Below are 19,500 nucleotides of genomic sequence, written 5' to 3' on the forward strand. Positions count from 1 at the left end.
ATGATCCGAATTGCCAGGCCCCGTCTTCGCGTCGCAACCTTTGTGAGCGTCGTCGGCGCGGTCGTGTTGGCCCTCGGCCTCACCGCGTGTTCCGGCGAAGACGGGGCCGGCGTGATCGACACGGTCGGCAGCGTTGACTTCGTCAACCCGCTCGCGATGCCGCCGCTCGCCGAATCAACCGTCAATGCCGCCGGTGAGCGGGTGTTCGACCTCACGGCGGAGGCTGGCACGACCGAGTTCACTCCGGGCGTCGTGACCGAGACCTGGGGCTACAACGGCAGCTACCTCGGCCCGACGATCGTCGCCCGGCGCGGCGAAAACGTGCGCATAAACGTCAACAATGACCTCGATGTAGCCACCACCGTGCACTGGCACGGCGCCAATCTGCCCGCCGAAATGGACGGTGGACCGCACCAGATGGTCGAGCCCGGCGCCGAATGGAGCCCCAACTTCGAGATTGACCAGCCAGCCTCAACCCTTTGGTATCACCCGCACCCGGAAGGCGATACCGAGCACCAGGTGGAGATGGGTCTGGCTGGGGTCTTCATCGTGCAGGACGACGAGGAGGCAGCCCTAAACCTGCCGCGCAGCTACGGCGTCGACGATATTCCGGTGGTGGTGCAGGACCGCCGTTTCGACGAGAACGGGCAGTTCGTCACCGACGTGCGCGGCTACATCGGTCCGATCGGTGACCAGCTGCTCGTCAACGGCACCCTCGCGCCCTACCTCGACGTCACCTCCGAGGTGGTGCGCCTCCGACTGCTCAACGGGTCAACCTCCCGGGTTTACGACTTCGGATTGAGTGACGGCCGGTCCTTCAACCTGATCGGAACCGATGGCGGGCTGCTGGAGGAGGCGGCGCCGATGGACGGCATCCGTTTGTCGCCGGGGGAACGCGCCGAAGTGCTCGTTGAGCTGGTGCCGGGGGAGACGGTGAATCTGCAGTCGAACCCGCCAGACCTCGGCATTTCAGCCAGTGCCGCGACGCGCAACGCCGGTGACGACACCCTCGATGTGCTGGAGCTGCGCGCCGCCGACACGCTCAGCAGCATCGGGGAGACCGCCAGCACCCTCGCGAGCATCGAACCGCTCGACCAAGCGGATGCCACAGTCGACCGGTCGTTCACCCTCAACGGTTACACGATCAACAATCGGCTGATGGACATGACCCGCATCGACGAGACGATCGAGGCCGGCGCGACCGAGGTCTGGACCGTCGACAACGCCATGCCGCTGCCCCACAACTTTCACGTGCACGGCGTGCAGTTTCAGGTGCTGCGGGTGGGCACCGAGCCGCCGCCCGTCGAGCTGGCCGGCTGGAAGGACACGATCTACCTCGAGCCCGGAGTGCGCTACGAACTCATTATGCAGTTTGCGGAATATACCGACCCCGACTTTCCGTATATGTTCCACTGCCATATGCTCTCGCACGAGGACGCCGGAATGATGGGCCAGTTCGTCGTGGTCGAGCCCGGCGAGGAAGCAGGCACCCCGCCGACCGCTCACGACGCCATTGTTCCACAGTCGAACCTGGCCGTCGGGAGCGGGCCGCGGGCACTCGCGCCGGCCCACGGTCACTAGCTGTCCGCATCCGCTCAACGAGAGAAAGCCGCCAGCTTGAGCTGGCGGCTTTCAGTGTTTCTGCATTAAACTCAGTGTTTGTGCATTAAACAGAGGGGTCGACGGGAATCGAACCCGCGTCATAAGTTTGGAAAACTCAGGCTCTACCATTGAGCTACGACCCCAGGCCCAAAATCTGGGCACTCGAATATCGTAGTACAGGAAACCGGGGGTCGTTTGCCAGTGCGGGCGCATCCGCTCGAAAGGCGTGCATTAGACTGGCTGAGGTCAATCCGCGTGTCGCGAGCTATTGCGTGCGCCACCGGATTGGTTCCCCAACAAAGTAGTACCGATGGGTCGAAGTAGATCCGGGGCGTAGCTCAGCTTGGTAGAGCGCTCGTTTTGGGGGCGAGAAGTCGCAGGTTCAATTCCTGTCGCCCCGACATTATCCGCAGCACACCGTTTCAATACACAGGAGAGTCTCGAGTGAAGTCCACGGTCGAAAAACTGAGCCCCACGCGCGCCAAGCTCACCATCACGGTGAGCCCCGACGAGCTGAAGCCAGCCATCACCCATGCTTACGGCCACATTGCCGAAGACATCAACATCCCCGGTTTCCGTAAGGGCAAGGTCCCGCCGGCAATCATCGACCAGCGCGTCGGCAAGGCCGCCGTTCTGGAGCACGCCGTCAACGAGGGTCTCGACGGTTTCTATCGCGCGGCTGTCGAAGAGAACAAGCTGCGCCCGCTCGGCCGTCCAGAGGCCGACATCGTCGAATGGCCGAGCAATACCGACTTCTCCGGTGACCTGCTCCTCGCCATCGAGGTTGACGTGCGCCCGGAGATCGACCTGCCCAGCTACGACGGCCTCAAACTCACCGTTGACGCCGTCGCGGTGTCCGACGAGGAAGTCGCCGAAGAGCTCGACAAGCTGCGCAGCCGCTTCGGCACGCTCATCACGGTGGACCGCCCCGCAAAGACCGGCGACTTCGCCCAAATCGACCTGAACGCCGCGATCGACGGCGAAGAGGTCGACACCGCGAGCGGAATCTCCTACGAGGTTGGGTCCGGCGACCTCATCGACGGCATCGACGAGGCGCTTGACTCGCTCAGCGCCGGCGAGACCACGACCTTCAACTCCGACCTCATGGGCGGAGACCACGAGGGTGAGACGGCCGAGATCACCATCACAGTTATCGCTGTCAAAGAGCGCGAGCTTCCTGAGGCGAACGACGACTTCGCTCAGATTTCCAGCGAGTTCGACACGATCGCCGAGCTGACCGAGAGCCTCAAGGTTCAGGTTGAGAAGTCCAAGGCCTTCGGCCAGGGCAGCCAGGCCCGTGAGCGTCTCATCGAGACGCTTCTCGGCTCGGTCGAGGTTCCGATCCCGGCCGCGATCATCCTCGACGAAGTCAACCGTCACCTCGAGGGCGAAAGTCGCCTCGAAGACGACACCCACCGCGCCGAGGTCACCGAAGCCAGCGAGAAGACGTTCCGTCAGCAGATTCTGCTCGACACGATCGCCGAAGCCGAGCAGGTCAAGGTCAGCCAGGACGAACTCACCCAGTACCTCATCCAGGGTGCCAGCCAGTACGGCATGGACCCGAGCGAGTTCGTGCAGACGCTCAACACCAACGGACAGATTCCGTCGATGGTGGCCGAGGTCGCTCGCAACAAGGCCCTCGCCATTGCTCTGGGCAAGGCCGAGGTCGTTGACTCCAACGGTAAGCCGGTCGACCTGAGTGAATTCACCGGCCCGGTCGGCGACGACACGGCTGTTGAAACGGATGCTGCTGACAGCGCAGTCGAGGCAGCTCCGGCCGCCGAGGCTGACGCTGAGGTCGCAGCTGAGGCCGACGAGAAGCCCAAGAAGAAGAAGGCTGCTGCCAAGAAGTAGTGCCTGTGTGCGTGCAAGGCCGGCTGGCCAGTACTTTTCAGAAGTGCTGGCCAGCCGGCCTCTTGCATGCTGCCGGGCACCTGTGCGATGGCCGGTAATCTGCCGAGGGCGAACAGAGCCATTTTGACGCTCGCGCTCCGATAGATTCATTGAGAAGCGACAACTGAAACGGAGCACGACATGGCCGACCCGACACCCACCAATGGTGTATTTGACCGACTGCTGAAGGACCGCATCATCTGGCTCGGCTCAGAGGTCCGTGACGAAAACGCGAACGAGATCTGTGCCAAGATCCTCTTGCTGGCAGCGGAAGATTCCAAACGCGACATCTACCTCTACATCAACTCTCCCGGCGGCTCGATCACCGCCGGCATGGCGATCTACGACACGATGCAGTTCGTACCCAACGACATCGTCACGGTCGGTATCGGCATGGCAGCCTCGATGGGTCAGTTCCTGCTTACCTCGGGGACCAAGGGTAAGCGGTACATCACCCCGAACGCTCGCGTGCTTCTGCACCAGCCGTCCGGCGGGTTCGGCGGCACGGCCGCTGACATCCAGACCCAGGCTCGCCTCATCCTCGACATGAAGCAGCGCCTGTCCGAGATCACGGCCGCGCAGACCGGCAAGACCCCCGAGCAGATCAACGCCGACGGTGACCGCGACAACTGGTTCAGTGCGCAGGAAGCCCTCGAGTACGGCTTCGTCGACCATCTCCGCGCATCCGCTTCAGATGTCATCGGCGGCGGCGGCACCGACCCCGACGCCGACGCCACCAAGTAGTCCGCCGAAACTGAACAGGAAGAAATCATGACTATCCCCACATTCGGTGGAACGGCCTACAGCTCGATGGGCGGCTCGACCAAGCACTTGACTAATAACGGCGCACCTGAATCGCGCTACATCCTCCCCACCTTCGAAGAACGCACCGCCTACGGCTACAAGCGCCAAGACCCGTACGCCAAGCTGTTCGAGGACCGCATTATCTTCCTCGGCGTGCAGGTTGACGACGCCTCCGCCGATGACGTGATGGCCCAGCTCCTCGTGCTCGAAAGCCAGGACCCGGACCGCGACATCACGATGTACATCAACTCGCCCGGTGGATCGTTCACCGCCATGACGGCGATCTACGACACCATGCAGTACATTCGCCCGCATGTGATGACGGTGTGCCTCGGCCAGGCGGCATCCGCTGCAGCCGTGCTGCTCGCCGGTGGAACCGCCGGCAAGCGCCTCGCGCTGCCGAACGCGCGTATCCTGATTCACCAGCCCTCGGTTGGTGGGCAGGGTGGCGGCCAGGCTTCGGATATCGAGATTCAGGCCGCCGAGATTCTGCGCATGCGGGTCTGGCTCGAAGAGACCCTCGCGCACCACTCCAACCGGAGCGTTGAGCAGGTCAATAAGGACATCGACCGCGACAAGATCATGAGCGCGGCCGAGGCCCTCGAGTACGGCCTGATCGACCAGGTTCTGAGCAGCCGCAAGAACCTTCCGATGTTGGTAAAGTAGCCTCTCACCTATATACCGCTGCGGCGCGTCGCCTTCGGGCGCCGCGCCGTTTCGGTTTGTGGCGCGCTGCACGCAAGTGTCGTACGCACAGGCTAGGCTCAATTGCAGCGAGACCAATGGAGGAGGCGGACATGGCCCGAATAGGCGAAAGTGCCGACCTGCTCAAGTGTTCCTTCTGCGGAAAGAGCCAGAAGCAGGTACAACAGCTTATCGCCGGCCCCGGCGTGTACATCTGTGACGAGTGCGTCGAGCTGTGCAACGAGATCATTGAAGAGCGACTGGCCGAGGCCGGCTCTGAAGCGACCGCCGGTGAATTCGACCTCCCCAAGCCCAAAGAAATCTTCGGTTTCCTCGAGGAATACGTCATCGGCCAGGAACCCGCCAAGCGTGCCCTCGCCGTCGCCGTGTACAACCACTACAAGCGTGTGCGGTCTCGTGCCACGCTCACCGCAGCCGAGGCGATCCACGACGATGTCGAGATTGCCAAGTCCAATATTCTGCTGATCGGCCCGACCGGCTGTGGCAAGACCTACCTGGCCCAGACCCTGGCCAAGCGTCTCAATGTACCCTTCGCCGTAGCGGATGCGACGGCCCTCACCGAGGCCGGCTACGTCGGTGAAGACGTCGAGAACATTCTGCTCAAGCTGATTCAGGCCGCCGACTACGACGTCAAGCGCGCCGAGACCGGCATTATTTACATTGACGAGATCGACAAGATCGCTCGCAAGGCCGAGAATCCGTCGATCACCCGCGACGTCTCCGGCGAGGGCGTGCAGCAGGCGCTCCTGAAGATCCTCGAGGGCACCATTGCCTCCGTGCCCCCACAGGGTGGGCGCAAGCATCCGCATCAAGAGTTCATTCAGATCGACACCACGAACGTACTATTCATTGTGGCCGGCGCCTTCGCCGGGCTCGAAGACATCATCTCGTCTCGGGCCGGCAAGAAGGGGATCGGTTTCGGCGCTCCGCTGCACATCAAGGGCGACGACATCAACCTGTTCAGCGAGGTTCTGCCCGAAGACCTGCACAAGTTCGGGCTGATTCCCGAGTTCATCGGCCGGCTTCCCGTCGTCACGACGGTCACCCAGCTCGACCAGGTGGCGCTCATGCAGATTCTCACCGTGCCCAAGAACGCGCTCGTGCGGCAATATCAGCGCATGTTCGAGCTCGACGGCGTTGAGCTGGAATTTGAGCAGCCCGCCCTGGAAGCCATTGCCGACCTGGCTGTGCTTCGCAAGACCGGTGCCCGCGGTTTGCGCGCCATCCTCGAAGAAGTGCTTGGCCCGGTCATGTTCGAGGTGCCCTCCAGCACCGACGTCGAGCGGGTCATCATCACCCGCGACACCGTGTTGAACAATGCCCCCGCTGAAATGGTTCTGCACAAGACCCGTCAGGTGAAGTCGGCGTAGGCCGCTGAATAGTCGCATGGGGGAGCGACGATGAGCGAGCAGTCATCCGGCGCAAGCCCCGGTGTGTTTCAGCCGATCTCGACCGGCATTGTCGCCGCGATCACCGGGTTTGCCAGTTCGTTCGTGTTGGTGATTGCGGGGCTGCGCGCCGTCGGCGCCTCCGAAGCTCAGGCGTCTTCAGGGCTGCTGGCGCTGTGCCTACTCGTCGGTTTGGCCTGCATCGCGTTGCCCTTGTACTTTCGCATGCCGATCTCATTTGCCTGGTCAACACCCGGCGCGGCACTCCTCGTCGCGGCGGGCGCCACGACCGACAACTTCGGCGCGGCCGTCGGCGCCTTTCTCGTCTGCGGTGCGGTCATCGTGCTCTGTGGCGTCTGGCCGCCGCTCGGACGGGTCATCACGAGCATCCCGAGGCCCCTCGCCGGCGCGATGCTGGCCGGTATCCTCTTTCCCATCTGTCTCGCGCCGATTCAGGCGTCAATTGAACAGCCGCTGCTGGCGATTCCCGTCGTGCTGGTGTGGCTGGTGCTTTACCGGCTGGCCCCGCGCTGGGCGGTCCCGATGGCCATGGTCGTGGCGGCGATCGGTATCGGCATAACCGCGGGAACGGGCTGGCTGTCAGCACCGACATCCGCTCCCGGTCTGGTCTTCGTCGCGCCGGTTTTTGATCCGCTCGTCATTGTGAGCCTCGGCTTGCCGTTGTTCGTCGTGACCATGGCGGGCCAAAACGTTCCCGGATTCGCCGTGCTCTCAACCTTCGGCTACCGGCCGCCGCCGCGTTCGGTGCTGGTCTGGTCGGGGATCGGCACCATGCTCGGATCGGTCTTCGGCGCGCACAATATGAACCTGGCGGCCATTACGGCGGCCCTCATGGCTAGTCCGGATGCTCACCGCGATCCGTCGAAACGCTGGATTGCCACGGTCGCATCGGGTTTCGGCTATCTCGTGCTTGGACTCGGGTCAGGGCTAGCCACAGCCCTCGTTGCGGCGTCGCCGCCCATTTTGATCATTGCCGTCGCCGGTCTGGCCCTGCTCGGTGCGCTTGTGACGAGTGTGACCAGCGCGCTCGAAGAACCGGAACACCGCATCAGCGCGATGGCGACCTTTCTCGTGACCGCATCGGGCATTACAATTGTGGGCATCGGGTCGGCGTTCTGGGGCCTCGTGGTCGGTGGCATCTTTATGCTCTGGCTTGGCTGGCGGCGGCCCCTCGGTGCGTAGACGACCATGGACCCGGCTCAGTGGACAACTTTGGTGGGTGCCGGCGGGTCCGCACCCACCAAAGTTGTCTATTGAGCGGATGCCTCAGCCTAGTTCAGGCCGCGGCGGTCGAGGAGCGGCTGCAACGCTGCGTCGCGCCCGCGCCAGTGGCGGTAGGCCTCAAGCGGGTCCTTCGTACCTCCGACGCCGAGCAGCCGATCACGAAAACGGTCACCATTGGTGCGGGTTAGCCCGCCATTCTCCTTGAACCATTCGACCGTGTCCGCGTCGAGCACCTCACTCCAGATATAGGAGTAATACCCGGCGTCATAACCGCCGGAGAACGTGTGCGCGAAGTAGGTGCTCGCGTAACGGGTGGGCACGGCAGGATTGTCGAGTCCAACGGAGGCGAGGGCATCCGCTTCGAACTGGGCAACGTCGGTAACGACCGTGTCGGCGTCGATGCGGTGCCAGGCCTGGTCGAGAAGCGCGGCGGCGAGGTATTCGCTGGTCAGAAATCCCTCGTTGAAGGCCGAGGACGCCTGGATGCGACTTACCAGGTGTTGCGGCATCGCTTCGCCGGTCTCGTAGTGGTGGGCGTAGTTCGCCAGCACTTCGGGCCAGAGCATCCACATTTCGTTGACCTGGCTGGGAAACTCCACGAAGTCGCGATACACGTTGGTGCCGGAGAATTTGGGATAGGTCGCGCGGGCGAGCAGCCCGTGCAGGGCATGGCCAAACTCGTGAAACAGCGTGGTGACCTGGTCATAGGTGAGCAGCGTGGGTTGGCCAGCTGCCGGCCTGGACACGTTGAGGTTGTTACAGACCACGGTTGTGTCCGTGCTGAGCAGCGCGGACTGCAAGACGAGGGAATTCATCCACGCCCCGCCACGCTTAGAATCGCGGGTGTAGAAATCGCCGATGTACAATCCGATACCGGTGCCGTCGTCGGTGCTGACCTCGAACACGCGTGCTTCGGGATGCCAGCCGACCAGGTCGGGCCGCGCCGTGAAGCTGAGGCCGTAGAGCTGCTGGGCCGCGAAGAATACTCCGTTGGCGAGCACGCTTTCGAGTTCGAAATAGGGGCGCATCGCCGCGGTATCGACGTCGTACTTCGCCCGGCGCACCTTCTCCGTGTAGAACGCCCAGTCCCAGGCCGCCAGCTCGAAGCCACCGCCCTCGGCATCGATCACGGCCTGCAGGTCGGCCTGTTCCACGAGGGCGTTGCGGGCGGCGGCCGGGGCGAGGCCGCCGAGCAGATCCCAGACGGCGCCGGGAGTCTTGGCGGTCTCGTCGGCGGTAACGTAGGCGGCATGGCTGTCGAACCCGAGCAGGCTGGCGCGCTGGGCACGCAGGTGCGTGATCTCGATCACGAGCGGCTGGTTGTCGTTGCCGGCTCCGGCCTCATCAGAACGGATGCCGCGGGCCCGGCTCGCCGTCAGCAACCGTTCCCGCACGCTCCGGTTGGTTAAGCTCGCGAGGTACGGGTGCGACGTGGGCAGAACGAGGCTGATCAGGTATTTACCGTCGAGGCGGCGTTCGGCGGCCGCTTCAGCCGCAGCCGAGATCTCGCCGTCGGTGAGCCCGGCGAGCTCGGCCACGTCGTCGATCACCAACGCGAGTTCGTTGGTATCGGCCAGCAGATTCTTCTCGAAGCGGGTGGTCAGGGTCGACAGGCGTGAGTTGAAATCACGCAGTGCCCGCTTGTCTTCATCGTCGAGCCCGGCTCCGGCGAGCGTGAACTCGGTGTAGTAGCGGTCGATCAGATAGAGCGACTCGGCATCGAGACTCAGGCTCGTTCGCTGCGAGTGCACGGCGGAGATGCGCGTGTACAGTGCGGGATCGAGTCGGATCGAATCGGCGTGGGCGGCCAGCAACGGCGCGAGTTCTTCTTCGAGGTCGTTGGTGAAGTCGCTGGAGTCTGACGAACTCTGGTTGAAGAAGACTTCGGCAACCCGACCCAGGGTCTGCCCGCTGCGCTCGAGGGCGACGAACGTGTTTTCAAAGGTGGGCGCATCCGCTGTGCCGGTGATGAGAGCGACCTCGGCGAGCTGGTCAGTCATGCCCTGCACAAAAGCCGGCCGGTAATGGGCGTCGGCAATCTGCGCGAAGGGCGGCAGCTGGTAGGGCAGCGTACTGCGGGCGAAGAAGGGATTGTTCGCGGTGGAAGCCATACTCCCAGACTAGCGACCGGCCCGAGCACGCTCGCCAGCGCGCGGCGCGCAAATCAGCCGCAGGCTGCCGCGGGGTCGTAGGATCTGACCATGACAGACCAGACCGCGAGCTCCGAGTCCGCTCCACGTGACCAGTACACCCACGGTCATCACGAAAGCGTGCTGCGCTCACACACCTGGCGCACGGTGGCCAACTCGGCCGCCTATCTGATTCCCGAGCTCGCAGCCGGCGGCGTGCTGCTGGATGTCGGCTGCGGACCCGGCACGATCACGGTTGATCTGGCCCGTCGGATCGCCCCCGGCCGAGTTGTCGGCCTGGACGCGTCGTCCGAGATCGTCGAGCGTGCAGCCGGGCTGGCCGCCGATGCGGGAGTGCACAACGCGCAGTTCCAGGTCGGAAATATCTACGCGTTGGACTTTCCGGATGCGTCGTTTGACATTGTGCACGCCCACCAGGTGATGCAGCATCTGGCCCGTCCCGTCGCCGCCATGGCCGAGATTCGGCGAGTGCTGCGGCCCGGCGGCGTCTTCGCCGCCCGTGACGTCGACTACGGGGGAGTGATGATTGCTCCCGTGATCGATGGTCTCACCGAGTGGATGCGGGTCTACCGCGAGGTGCACTACTGGAACGGCGGTGACCCGGACGCCGGACGCTCGCTGAAAGCGTGGGCTTTGGCGGCGGGCTTCACCAGCGTGACGAGTAGTGCCTCCATGTGGTGTTTCGCGTCCGATGCCGAACGGGAATGGTGGGGAGAATCCTGGGCTGTGCGCGTGACCGAGTCGAGCTTCGCGGCGCACGCAATCGAAGCCGGCGTGGCCGAGCTGGCCGATCTCAAACGGATGGCGGCCGCCTGGCGCGTGTGGCTGCGCGATCCGACCGGGTGGTTCGGCATGCCGCACGGCGAAATTCTTGCGCGGGATTGACCCAGGAGTTACGGGTTAGATCCACTCCTCGTCATCGTCATCCGTGTTGGTGGACGGCTGCGTGATGGTGGCGCTGTCATCGACCGGGTTGAACCGAATGATGGTGCCATCGTCCAGCTCGATCACCGGCTTGGACTCCAGCCACGTCAGTGTCCAGCGCCAGGTGCTGGTGTCCACGGCGAGGGCAGCGAGGTCCTCCTCCACGGTGTGCAGGGCGATTTCCACGACGTGGGGGAGGCCGGCGGGCAGGGTGCCGCCGAGCGACCAGCGAGTGCCGAGTTGCATGACTTAGACGTCGATCTCGTAGGTGACCCAGTCCGTGCGGGTGCCGACCTGGTCATAGAGCACCTGGGCGGTGGCATTGTCGGTGGCGGTCAGCAGCTGCACCTGGGCCAGCTTTCGCGCTCGCGCGTAGGACTTGGTGAAATCCATCAGCTGCGTTGCGACGCCCTGGCCGCGGGAATCCTCGGCCACGAACAGGTCATCGAGAAAGAGTGCATGATCGCCGCTGAGCGTGCGCGGCACGGTGCGGTAGTGCGCGAAACCGACGAAGTCGCCGGCGTCATTGACCGCGACGGCACCGTCGAGAGAGTTGTTCGCGTCGATGATCCAGCTCCAGACCTGCAGCGCGATCTGGTCGGTCAACTCGCTCGCGTAGAACGCGCTGTAACCCTCAAACAGGCCCAGCCAGGGGAAGAAATCTTTGTCACCCAGCGGGCGTACGGTAACTGACATCTGGTTTCCTAACTTTCCAACACGGTGGCGAAAACGATGTCGGTCACGGCGAGTTCGCTGCCGTCGACAAAGGTTAATTCTTGAATTCGGCCGACCGCTTTGAGATCGGCGGCGGCCAGGGTAAGCAGCGCGATTTCGGCCGGTGCACCGCAGATCACTGCGGAATCCAGCTCGGACTTCTGGGAGGCCTTGGCATCCGTTTTAGCCCGACGGATGCCGGTGAGCGCGCGACTGGCCAAATCCAGCAGGGCGATGTTGCCGGTGGCAACCTCATCGCTGCCGAGCAGGTCCGCCGCGACGGGCCACGGCGCGGTGTGCACCGAACCCTCATTCGACCAAGACCAAGCTTCTTCGGTCGCGAACGGCACGAACGGTGCGAACAAGCGCAGCAGGGTGGCCAGCGCGGTGCGCAGCGCAGCAACAGCGGAAGCCTGACCGGTTCCGGGCTCGCCGTAGGCGCGCTCCTTGACCAGTTCGAGGTAGTCGTCGCAGAAAGTCCAGAAGAAGCTCTCGGTGGTTTCCATCGCCCGAGCGTGGTCATAGTTCTCGAACGCGGTCGTGGCCTGGGCGACGACGGCGGTCAGGCCGGCGAGCATGCTCTGGTCGACCGGCTCGGTCACCGGGGCGTCGATGCTGCCCTGCGACATGGAGACGAATTTGCTCGCGTTGAGAATCTTGATGGCGAGGCGACGGCCGATCTTGATCTGCGTCGGGTTCTGCGGATCGAAGGCCGCATCGGTGCCCAGGCGAGAGGATGCCGCCCAGTAGCGCACCGCATCGGAACCATGCTTTTCGAGCATGTCGGCCGGGGTGACCACGTTGCCCTTCGACTTCGACATTTTCTTACGGTCGGGGTCGACGATGAAGCCGCTGAGCGCGGCGTGCTGCCAGGGTGACTTGCCGTGCTGCTGCTCTGCGCGCAGCAGGGTGGAGAACAGCCAGGTGCGAATGATGTCCTGGCCCTGCGGTCGCAGCGAGTACGGGAAGACGAGGTTGAACAGCTCCGGGTCCCGCTCCCAGCCGCCGGCGAGCTGCGGGGTGAGCGAGGAGGTGGCCCAGGTGTCCATCACGTCGACCTCGCCGACGAAACCGTTGGCCTGGCCGCGCTGGCTCTCGGTGTAGCCGGGGGCGGCATCCGACGAGGGGTCAACCGGCAGCAGGTCGCGGGTGGCGACGATCGGCTGGTCGAAGACCGGGTTGGCGTCGGCGTCGAGCGGATACCAGACCGGCAGTGGCACGCCGAAGAAGCGCTGACGCGAGACGAGCCAGTCGCCGGTGAGGCCGTTGACCCAGTTCTCGTAACGCACCTTCATGAATTCGGGGTGCCAGGCCAGCTCGGTGCCGTGCTCGAGCAGGCGGGCGCGCAGCTTTTCGTCGCGAGCACCGTTGCGGATATACCACTGGCGGGTCGAGACGATTTCGAGCGGCTTGTCGCCTTTTTCGAAGAACTTCACCGCGTGCACGATGGGCTTGGGTTCGCCGATCAGGTCGCCGCTGGCTTTCAGCAGCTCGACCACGGCCGCTTTCGCACCGAACACCGTCTTGCCGGCGAGCTGCGCATACGCTTCACGGCCGGCTTCGGAGGTGATCGCCTCTGGCACTTCGGCCATGATGCGACCGTCGAAGCCCATGATTGCACGGTTGGGCAGATCGAGCTCCCGCCACCAGACGACGTCGGTCACGTCGCCGAAGGTGCAGATCATGGCGATTCCCGAGCCCTTGTCCTTTTGGGCGAGGTGGTGGGCGAGCACCGGAACCTCAACGCCGAACACGGGGGTAGTCACCGTGGTGCCGAACAGGTGCTTGTACCGTTCGTCATCCGGATGCGCCACCAGCGCCACGCAGGCCGGCATCAGCTCGGGGCGGGTCGTTTCGATCTCTATCGTGGTGCCGTCGGGCTTTGCGAACGACACCCGGTGGTACGCGGCCGGCATGTCCTTGTCTTCGAGTTCGGCCTGGGCGACCGCGGTGCGGAACGTGACGTCCCACAGGGTCGGTGCCATCGCCTGGTATGCCTCGCCGCGTTCGACGTTGCCGAGAAAAGCCAGCTGCGAGGTGAACAAGGCTTCCTGGCCGATGGTGCGGTAAGTCTGGGTCCAGTCGACAGAGAGGCCGAGGGTGCGCCACAGCGCTTCGAACTGCTTCTCATCTTCCTTGGTGAGGGTTTCGCACAGTTCGATGAAGTTGCGGCGGCTGATCGGCAGCTGGTCGGCGGCCTTGACGCTTTTGCCATCGCCGCCCTCGAACGGCGGAACGAAGTCGTCGGTGTAGCCGAGCGATGGGTCGCAGCGCACACCGTAGTAGTTCTGCACACGACGCTCGGTGGGCAGGCCGTTGTCGTCCCAGCCCATCGGGTAGAACACGTTCTTGCCGCGCATGCGCTGAAAGCGGGCGACGACATCTGTGTGGGTGTACGAGAACACGTGGCCGATGTGCAGCGAGCCGGAGGCGGTCGGCGGGGGAGTGTCGATCGAGTAGATCGTCTCGCGGGTCGCGTTCTCCCGGGCGAAGCGATAGGTGCCGTCGGTCTCCCAGCGGGACTCCCATTTAGCTTCGAGCCCTTCGAGGGCTGGTTTCTCTGGCACTCGATTGTCTGCGGCGCGATCGGCGGTGGTCATAGCTCTCCGGTTCGTATGCGGCACCGTGTCGGTGGTGACGTGCCTAAGTCTGCCCGTCTAATCTACCCGATCGGCTCTTTTTCCCCGAACGGGCAGAGCGGTAGGGCGCGTCGGCAGGTGTTTACCCGAGTAGTCGGGGTACAGCTGAGAGCAATTGCACCGAATACGGATGCTGCGGTGCGGCGAATACGCGCGCCGCAGGACCACTCTCCACGATGCGCCCGCTGCGCATCACGGCGACCTCGTCGCTGATGTGCTGCACGACCCCGAGGTCGTGCGATATGAAGATCAGGCTGAGTCCGCGTTCCCGCTGCACGTCGTCGAGGAGATCGAGCACCTGCGCCTGAACGCTCACGTCGAGGGAGGACACGGGCTCGTCGCAAATGAGGATTTCGGGACGCCCGGCCAGTGCTCTGGCGATACCGACACGCTGGCGCTGTCCGCCGGAAAGTTCGAGCGGGCGCCGCGGCAGTACTGTTCCGGCCAGTTCGACCTCGTCCAGCAGAGTCGTGAGCCGGGCAAGGCTCTGCGGGGACCGCCGCGAACCCCGTGAGTTGGTGAGCGCGGGACCGAGGGCATCCGCGAGAATCTCGGCGACGCTGCGGCGCGGATCGAACGAGCCGAGGGCATCCTGATAGATCGCCCCAATGCCGGGTCGTTGTCCCCGCCGGTCCTTCTCGGCGATCGAACTCCACGGCCGGCCAAACAGCGCTACTTCGCCCTGTTCCGGTTTCAGCAGTGCGAGCATCAGGCGAGCCGTCGTGGTTTTTCCGGAGCCGGATTCACCGACGATGCCGAGGGTGCTACCCCGGTGCAGTGCGAACGAGACGTCGTCGACGGCGAGCTGCCGGCTGCCGTCGGGACGCCGAAAACTCCTGGTCAGGCCGATGGCCTCGAGCACGATTTCGCCCTGCTCCGTGGCGTTCGGGGCCGGAGCCGGGGAGCGGGGAACAGTTTGGGTGGCGGGGGAATCTAGCGGGCTCAGCCGGCTTCCGCGCGGCTTGTCCGCCGGAACCGCGGCGACCATGCGGCGGGTCTGCTCGTGCTGTGGGGAACCCAAAACCTGTTCGGTCTGACCGGATTCAATGAACCGGCCGTTGTGCATCACCGCAACCCGATCGGCGATGCGGCTCACCACCGCGAGGTCGTGGCTGATCAGGAGCAGGGCAGTGCCGCTCAGTTTGATCTGCTCGAGCAGCGCCAGAATCTGCGCCTGCACGGTCACGTCGAGCGCCGTCGTCGGTTCGTCGGCGATGAGCAGCGGCGGGCCCAGCGCGATCGCCGCCGCGATCAGGGCGCGTTGGCGTTCACCGCCGGAAAGCTGCCCGGACAGTTTGTGTACCTGTTGAGCCGGGTCGGGCAGTCCGACGGCATCGAGCAGTTCGACCACCCGGCGGGCACGAGCCGCGGCGCCGAGGGTCGTGTGCAGCCGCAGCGAGTCGGCGATCTCCCGCCCGATCGGCCGGAGCGGGTCGAGCGAAACCAGGGCATCCTGCAGCACCAGGCCGACGTCCTTGCCGCGCCGAGACTGCCAGGCCCGGTCGGTCAGCCCCAGCACGCTGCGCCCGCCGAGGTCGAGCCGGTCGGCCTGCACCCGGGCGTTGCCGCCGGCGAGTCCGAGCAGGCTGCGCGCGGTCACGCTCTTGCCCGAGCCGGATTCGCCGACGATGGCGAGGCACTCGCCCGGCGCTATCTCGAACGACACTCCGTTCACGACCGACTCGGTCGCGCCGAAGCCCACACGCAGGTTGTGCACGGTCAGCGCCGCGGTGGCGCTCATGCGTGCCGCATTCGACGGTCGATGCTGCGGCCGAGCACGGTGGCGGTCACGGCGGTGAGCACGATGAACAGACCGGGAAAGAAACTCATCCACCAGGCCGAGGTGATGTAAGTACGTCCGGCCGAGAGCATCGCGCCCCACTCTGCGGTCGGCGGTTCGGCACCGAGGCCGAGATAGCTCAGTGTTGCGGCCCAGACGATCGCCTGGCCCACTCCGAGGGTGGCGAGCACGAACAACGGCGCGAGCGTATTCGGCAGAATATGACGCACCAATATCTGCCAGCGGGTGCGGCCGAGCACGGTCGCGGCCTCGACGAAGGCGGCCCCGCGCACGGCGATGAGCTGCGCGCGAATAATGCGGGCGTAGCCCGGGGCGGTGGACAGCCCGACCGCTATGGTCGCCGTCGCCACGCCGGGGCCGAACACCAGAATGAACAGCAGGGCCAGCAGCAGACCCGGAAACGCGAACAATACCTCGAGAACCCGGTTCACGGTGAAATCGACGATGGGTCCGAGCATTCCGGCCAGAGTTCCGAGCATCACGCCGAGCCCCAGACCGATCGCGGTCGCGGCGATACCGATCACGAGCGAGTACTGGGTGCCGTGCACGACCCGGGTGTAGATGTCGCGGCCGGATTCGTCGGTGCCGAAACCGTGAGCGAAGGTCGGTGGCGAAAACGCCGCCAGCGGGTCGATGACGAGTGGATCGCCAGGGGCTAGAAACTGCGGCGCCACTGCCGCGATCAATAACAGGAGGGCGAGCAAGCCGGCCACGCCCTCGGCCACTCCCAGACGTCGTGGCCGAAAGGACTGGCTGGACCGCACGGCGAGTTCGGCCTGTACCTCGAGATCGCTCACGAGAGTCGCAGCCGGGGATCGACCAGGCGACTGACGGCATCCGTCAGCAAAGTCATCAGGATATAGGCGACGGCGACGATCATGACGACGCCGATCACCACCGGAACGTCGCGCAGGGTGACCGCGTTCAGCAGGGTGCGGCCCAGTCCGGGGCGGGCGAAAATGGTCTCGACGACGACCGCGCCACTGATCAGTGAGCCGAAGGCCCAGCCGGAGAGGCTGATCGCCGGCAGGGAGGCATGACGCAGTGCGTGGATCCAGCGGACGCCGCGCTCACCCTCGCCACGCGCCCGCGCCGAGAGCACGAACGGGCTCTCCAGGGCGATCATGAGGGACTCACGCATGATCTGCCCGAGAAAACCGGCCAGCGGAATGGCCAGGGTGAGCACCGGTAAGACCAGTCCGGCCACCCCGCCAGTACTGATCGGGGGCAGTGCGCCGAGCCAGATGCTGAACACGACGATCAGTGAGGTCGCGAGCCAGAAATGCGGCATCGCCGCCGCGACGATTTCGAGGCTCGACCCCACCCGGGCAGCGACCCGACCACCGCGGGTCGACCAGGTGGCCAGGGCCAGCGCAATCATCCAGGCCAGGCCGAGGGCGAGCACGGCGAGCAGCAGGGTGCCCCCGAGTTGGGCCAGAACGAGCGGACCGACCTCCATATTAAGGGCGTAGGAACGCCCGAGGTCACCGGTCGCGAGGCGTCCCAGCTGAACCAGGTACTGCGTGAAAACGGGCTGGTCGAAGCCGTACTCCGCGGTGACCGCAGCGAGTGCTTCGGGGGAGGCCTGCGACCCCGGGCCGCCGAGCACAGCCTGAGCCGGGTCGCCGGGAATCAACCGCACCGCAAAAAAAGTGACGGATGCCACGGCCCACAGCACGAAGACCGCTCCGCCCAGACGCACGCCGAGTCGGCCGAGCGCCCGCGGCCCGGAGCGATCGGTCGGCGCTACCGGTTCAGCCACGCGTCGTACAGCGTGGGAACGGCCACGGTCGGCAGCGTGCGCAGGCCAACGACGTCGCTGCGCAGCAGGTAGTGGTTCTGCTGGTCGTAGAGCGGCAGAATGTAGAAGCCCGCCAGAATGCGGTCCTGCGCTTCGGCGTAGAGCGACGTGCGCTTTGTTTCATCCGCGGTTCGGGCCGCCGTCGTGAGCAGTTCGTCGATCTCGGGATCGTTGACCTGGGCGAGGTTGGCGAAGTACCCGCTCGGGGCCGGCACGATGCTATCGGAGTGATACAGGATGCGCAGCACGTCGGGGCCGACCTTGGTATACGGCGCGCTCACGGCGTCGTAGTCGTTGGTGGCGAGCGCGGCATACCAGCTGGAGAGATCCATCGGGGCGAGCTTCACTTCGAAACCGGTCTCCTTGGCCGTGGCCTGGATCTGTTCGAACACGCTCTGCTCGGCCGGAATGGACTGGTTGGTGCTGACCGGAAATTCCACCGAGAGTCGCACGCCGTCTTTGACCCGGTAGCCGTCGGTATCCGTCTCACGCCAGCCTGCCGCATCGAGCAGCTCCGCGGCGGCCGACGGGTCGTAGTTGAACAGGGCTTCGTTCGACACGCCCATGGCCTCAACGCTCGACAGCGCCGAGTACGACCGAGTGGCGGTGCCCTGGAACAGGCTCGACACCGCGTCGTCGACGTTGGCCGAGCGGATAAACGCCTCACGAACGCGCACATCGTTGAACGGTGCCTGACCCGAGTTCAGTTCGATGCGGTTGGAGGCGCCGGGGCGCGGCGAGTCGAGCTGCTCGATCGAGTCGCTCTGCTCGGCCTGCACGATGGTGTCGGGCTGGGCGTTGTCGATCACGTCGACCTCGCCGGACTGCAGCGCGGCATAGCGGGAGGCCGAGTCGGGAATGAAGCGCCAGATCACCTTGTCGAGGTAGGCGGGACCGCTGTGGTCGGCATCCGCCGGCGGGGAAACATAGTCATCATTGCGCACGAGGGTGATCGCGTTCTGCTTGACCCAGCTGTCGACACGGAACGGGCCGGTGCCCACCGGGGTGGCACAGTTCTCGTCCTGGCTGCGCTCGAGCGCGGTGGGGGATTCCATCGCGAGCCAGACCTGCGACAGCGACTCGAGCAGAGCGCTGTCGGGTTCGGTCAGGGTGAAACGCACCACGGTGGGGGAGACAACCTCAGTGCTGGCGACCTTGCCGAGGGCGAGGTAACCGGTCGAGGAGAGCGTTTCGGGGTCCTGCAGGTGGGCGACATTCGCCTGCACGGCTGCGGCGTCGAAGACCGTGCCGTCGGTGAAGGTGACGTCATCGCGCAGAGTGAAGTCCCAGGTCAGGCCATCGGCGCTCGGCGTCCAGGTCTCGGCCAGCCACGGAATGATCTGGCCGGCGGAATCGCGCGAAACCAGCGACTCCAAGTACTGCGCGCTGATCATTCCCTGCGGAAAATTGCCCCCGACGTGCGGGTCGAGGCAGCTCGGTTCGGCATCGCCCGAGGCGTAGGTGAGGGTGCCGCCGCTTTGCGGCTCGCCGACGGGGTCGTTCGAGGTGGTCGGCGTGCAGCCGGCGACCAGCAGGCCGACGGTGACCAGGCCGACGAGCCCTCCGAATGACCGAGCGGTGCGCGTGGAAACGCGGTGGGGAGCAGACATTCACAAACTCTTTCATCCATTGCCGAGTTGGTCTCAACTGAACCGACCCATCGTGCGAATGGGCCGACCTATAACACTAACGCCGTCCCACTCCAGTACAATCAAAAGTGGATGACAGTGACCCGGCCATCACCGGGAAGTCTTCGGAAGAACGGATGCCCACCTTCGGGTGGACAGCTCAGTAGAACCGAACGAGTCGGGCCCGTTACAGCCTGTGAACAAGC

General features: G+C 64.8%; 15 protein-coding genes and 2 tRNA genes. 8 read left to right on the forward strand and 9 right to left on the reverse strand.

The features are described 5' to 3' along the window. Positions 1 to 1,581, forward strand: a complete 1,581-nt coding sequence (locus CXY80_RS16375; protein ID WP_104133105.1) for a multicopper oxidase family protein — start codon at positions 1 to 3, stop codon at positions 1,579 to 1,581. Positions 1,582 to 1,674: 93 nt separating this feature from the next. Here the strand turns inward: CXY80_RS16375 and CXY80_RS16380 are convergent. Next, a tRNA-Gly gene (locus CXY80_RS16380) sits at positions 1,675 to 1,745 on the reverse strand. Positions 1,746 to 1,929: 184 nt separating this feature from the next. Between CXY80_RS16380 and CXY80_RS16385 the strand changes: the two genes are divergently transcribed. The 6 genes from CXY80_RS16385 to CXY80_RS16410 all read left to right on the forward strand — a co-directional run bounded on the left by CXY80_RS16385 (position 1,930) and on the right by CXY80_RS16410 (position 7,595). After that, positions 1,930 to 2,003 (forward strand) — tRNA-Pro (locus tag CXY80_RS16385). A 43-nt stretch (positions 2,004 to 2,046) separates the two neighbouring features. Further along, positions 2,047 to 3,456 (forward strand): trigger factor, encoded by a 1,410-nt coding sequence (tig, locus tag CXY80_RS16390; RefSeq protein WP_158251687.1) that lies wholly within the window; start codon positions 2,047 to 2,049, stop codon positions 3,454 to 3,456. A gap of 180 nt (positions 3,457 to 3,636) precedes the next feature. After that, complete coding sequence (locus tag CXY80_RS16395) at positions 3,637 to 4,239, forward strand: ATP-dependent Clp protease proteolytic subunit (RefSeq protein WP_104133107.1); 603 nt, start codon at positions 3,637 to 3,639, stop codon at positions 4,237 to 4,239. Between the two features lie 27 nt (positions 4,240 to 4,266). Next, on the forward strand, positions 4,267 to 4,965 hold the full coding sequence (locus CXY80_RS16400) for an ATP-dependent Clp protease proteolytic subunit (RefSeq protein ID WP_104133108.1): 699 nt from the start codon (positions 4,267 to 4,269) through the stop codon (positions 4,963 to 4,965). 131 nt (positions 4,966 to 5,096) lie between these two features. After that, entirely contained in the window at positions 5,097 to 6,374 is a 1,278-nt protein-coding gene (gene clpX, locus CXY80_RS16405; RefSeq protein ID WP_092450827.1) for an ATP-dependent Clp protease ATP-binding subunit ClpX, read from the forward strand. A gap of 30 nt (positions 6,375 to 6,404) precedes the next feature. Next, positions 6,405 to 7,595 (forward strand): benzoate/H(+) symporter BenE family transporter, encoded by a 1,191-nt coding sequence (locus CXY80_RS16410; RefSeq protein ID WP_104133109.1) that lies wholly within the window; start codon positions 6,405 to 6,407, stop codon positions 7,593 to 7,595. An 89-nt stretch (positions 7,596 to 7,684) separates the two neighbouring features. Here CXY80_RS16410 and CXY80_RS16415 read toward each other — a convergent pair whose 3' ends face one another. Beyond that, complete coding sequence (locus CXY80_RS16415) at positions 7,685 to 9,748, reverse strand: M3 family metallopeptidase (RefSeq protein ID WP_104133110.1); 2,064 nt, start codon at positions 9,746 to 9,748, stop codon at positions 7,685 to 7,687. A 90-nt stretch (positions 9,749 to 9,838) separates the two neighbouring features. Here CXY80_RS16415 and CXY80_RS16420 point away from each other — a divergent pair, with 90 nt between their 5' ends. Next, a complete protein-coding gene (locus CXY80_RS16420) occupies positions 9,839 to 10,672 on the forward strand; it encodes a class I SAM-dependent methyltransferase (RefSeq protein WP_092450820.1) in 834 nt (277 codons plus the stop codon). Positions 10,673 to 10,687: 15 nt separating this feature from the next. Here the strand turns inward: CXY80_RS16420 and CXY80_RS16425 are convergent, their stop codons facing one another. The 7 genes from CXY80_RS16425 to CXY80_RS16455 all read right to left on the reverse strand — a co-directional run bounded on the left by CXY80_RS16425 (position 10,688) and on the right by CXY80_RS16455 (position 19,276). Then, positions 10,688 to 10,957, reverse strand: a complete 270-nt coding sequence (locus CXY80_RS16425) for a hypothetical protein (RefSeq protein WP_092450818.1) — start codon at positions 10,955 to 10,957, stop codon at positions 10,688 to 10,690. Positions 10,958 to 10,960: 3 nt separating this feature from the next. Next, positions 10,961 to 11,407 (reverse strand): N-acetyltransferase, encoded by a 447-nt coding sequence (locus CXY80_RS16430; protein ID WP_104133111.1) that lies wholly within the window; start codon positions 11,405 to 11,407, stop codon positions 10,961 to 10,963. A gap of 8 nt (positions 11,408 to 11,415) precedes the next feature. Next, complete coding sequence (valS, locus tag CXY80_RS16435; protein WP_104133112.1) at positions 11,416 to 14,025, reverse strand: valine--tRNA ligase; 2,610 nt, start codon at positions 14,023 to 14,025, stop codon at positions 11,416 to 11,418. Positions 14,026 to 14,146: 121 nt separating this feature from the next. Then, positions 14,147 to 15,805, reverse strand: coding sequence for an ABC transporter ATP-binding protein (locus CXY80_RS16440; protein ID WP_092450812.1), 1,659 nt, complete (start codon positions 15,803 to 15,805; stop codon positions 14,147 to 14,149). Next, entirely contained in the window at positions 15,802 to 16,662 is an 861-nt protein-coding gene (locus tag CXY80_RS16445) for an ABC transporter permease (protein ID WP_092450809.1), read from the reverse strand. The genes CXY80_RS16440 and CXY80_RS16445 overlap by 4 nt, the downstream gene beginning before the upstream one ends. Further along, positions 16,659 to 17,627, reverse strand: coding sequence for an ABC transporter permease (locus tag CXY80_RS16450; RefSeq protein WP_092450990.1), 969 nt, complete (start codon positions 17,625 to 17,627; stop codon positions 16,659 to 16,661). Before CXY80_RS16450 ends, CXY80_RS16445 begins: the two co-directional genes overlap by 4 nt. Beyond that, positions 17,612 to 19,276 (reverse strand): ABC transporter substrate-binding protein, encoded by a 1,665-nt coding sequence (locus tag CXY80_RS16455; protein ID WP_104133113.1) that lies wholly within the window; start codon positions 19,274 to 19,276, stop codon positions 17,612 to 17,614. Before CXY80_RS16455 ends, CXY80_RS16450 begins: the two co-directional genes overlap by 16 nt. Between the last annotated feature and the right edge of the window lie 224 nt (positions 19,277 to 19,500).

The sequence above is a fragment of the Cryobacterium sp. M91 genome (genome assembly GCF_002929615.1).
Taxonomy (GTDB): domain Bacteria; phylum Actinomycetota; class Actinomycetes; order Actinomycetales; family Microbacteriaceae; genus Cryobacterium; species Cryobacterium levicorallinum.

Excerpts from the sequence above, each read along its gene's own strand:
- CXY80_RS16375 (WP_104133105.1), top strand. The coding sequence starts at position 1 with ATGATCCGAATTGCCAGGCCCCGTCTTCGCGTCGCAACCTTTGTGAGC.
- CXY80_RS16395 (WP_104133107.1), top strand. The coding sequence starts at position 3,637 with ATGGCCGACCCGACACCCACCAATGGTGTATTTGACCGACTGCTGAAG.
- CXY80_RS16400 (WP_104133108.1), top strand. The coding sequence starts at position 4,267 with ATGACTATCCCCACATTCGGTGGAACGGCCTACAGCTCGATGGGCGGC.
- clpX (WP_092450827.1), top strand. The coding sequence starts at position 5,097 with ATGGCCCGAATAGGCGAAAGTGCCGACCTGCTCAAGTGTTCCTTCTGC.
- CXY80_RS16410 (WP_104133109.1), top strand. The coding sequence starts at position 6,405 with ATGAGCGAGCAGTCATCCGGCGCAAGCCCCGGTGTGTTTCAGCCGATC.
- CXY80_RS16415 (WP_104133110.1), bottom strand. The coding sequence starts at position 9,748 with ATGGCTTCCACCGCGAACAATCCCTTCTTCGCCCGCAGTACGCTGCCC.
- CXY80_RS16420 (WP_092450820.1), top strand. The coding sequence starts at position 9,839 with ATGACAGACCAGACCGCGAGCTCCGAGTCCGCTCCACGTGACCAGTAC.
- CXY80_RS16425 (WP_092450818.1), bottom strand. The coding sequence starts at position 10,957 with ATGCAACTCGGCACTCGCTGGTCGCTCGGCGGCACCCTGCCCGCCGGC.
- CXY80_RS16430 (WP_104133111.1), bottom strand. The coding sequence starts at position 11,407 with ATGTCAGTTACCGTACGCCCGCTGGGTGACAAAGATTTCTTCCCCTGG.
- valS (WP_104133112.1), bottom strand. The coding sequence starts at position 14,025 with ATGACCACCGCCGATCGCGCCGCAGACAATCGAGTGCCAGAGAAACCA.
- CXY80_RS16440 (WP_092450812.1), bottom strand. The coding sequence starts at position 15,805 with ATGAGCGCCACCGCGGCGCTGACCGTGCACAACCTGCGTGTGGGCTTC.
- CXY80_RS16455 (WP_104133113.1), bottom strand. The coding sequence starts at position 19,276 with ATGTCTGCTCCCCACCGCGTTTCCACGCGCACCGCTCGGTCATTCGGA.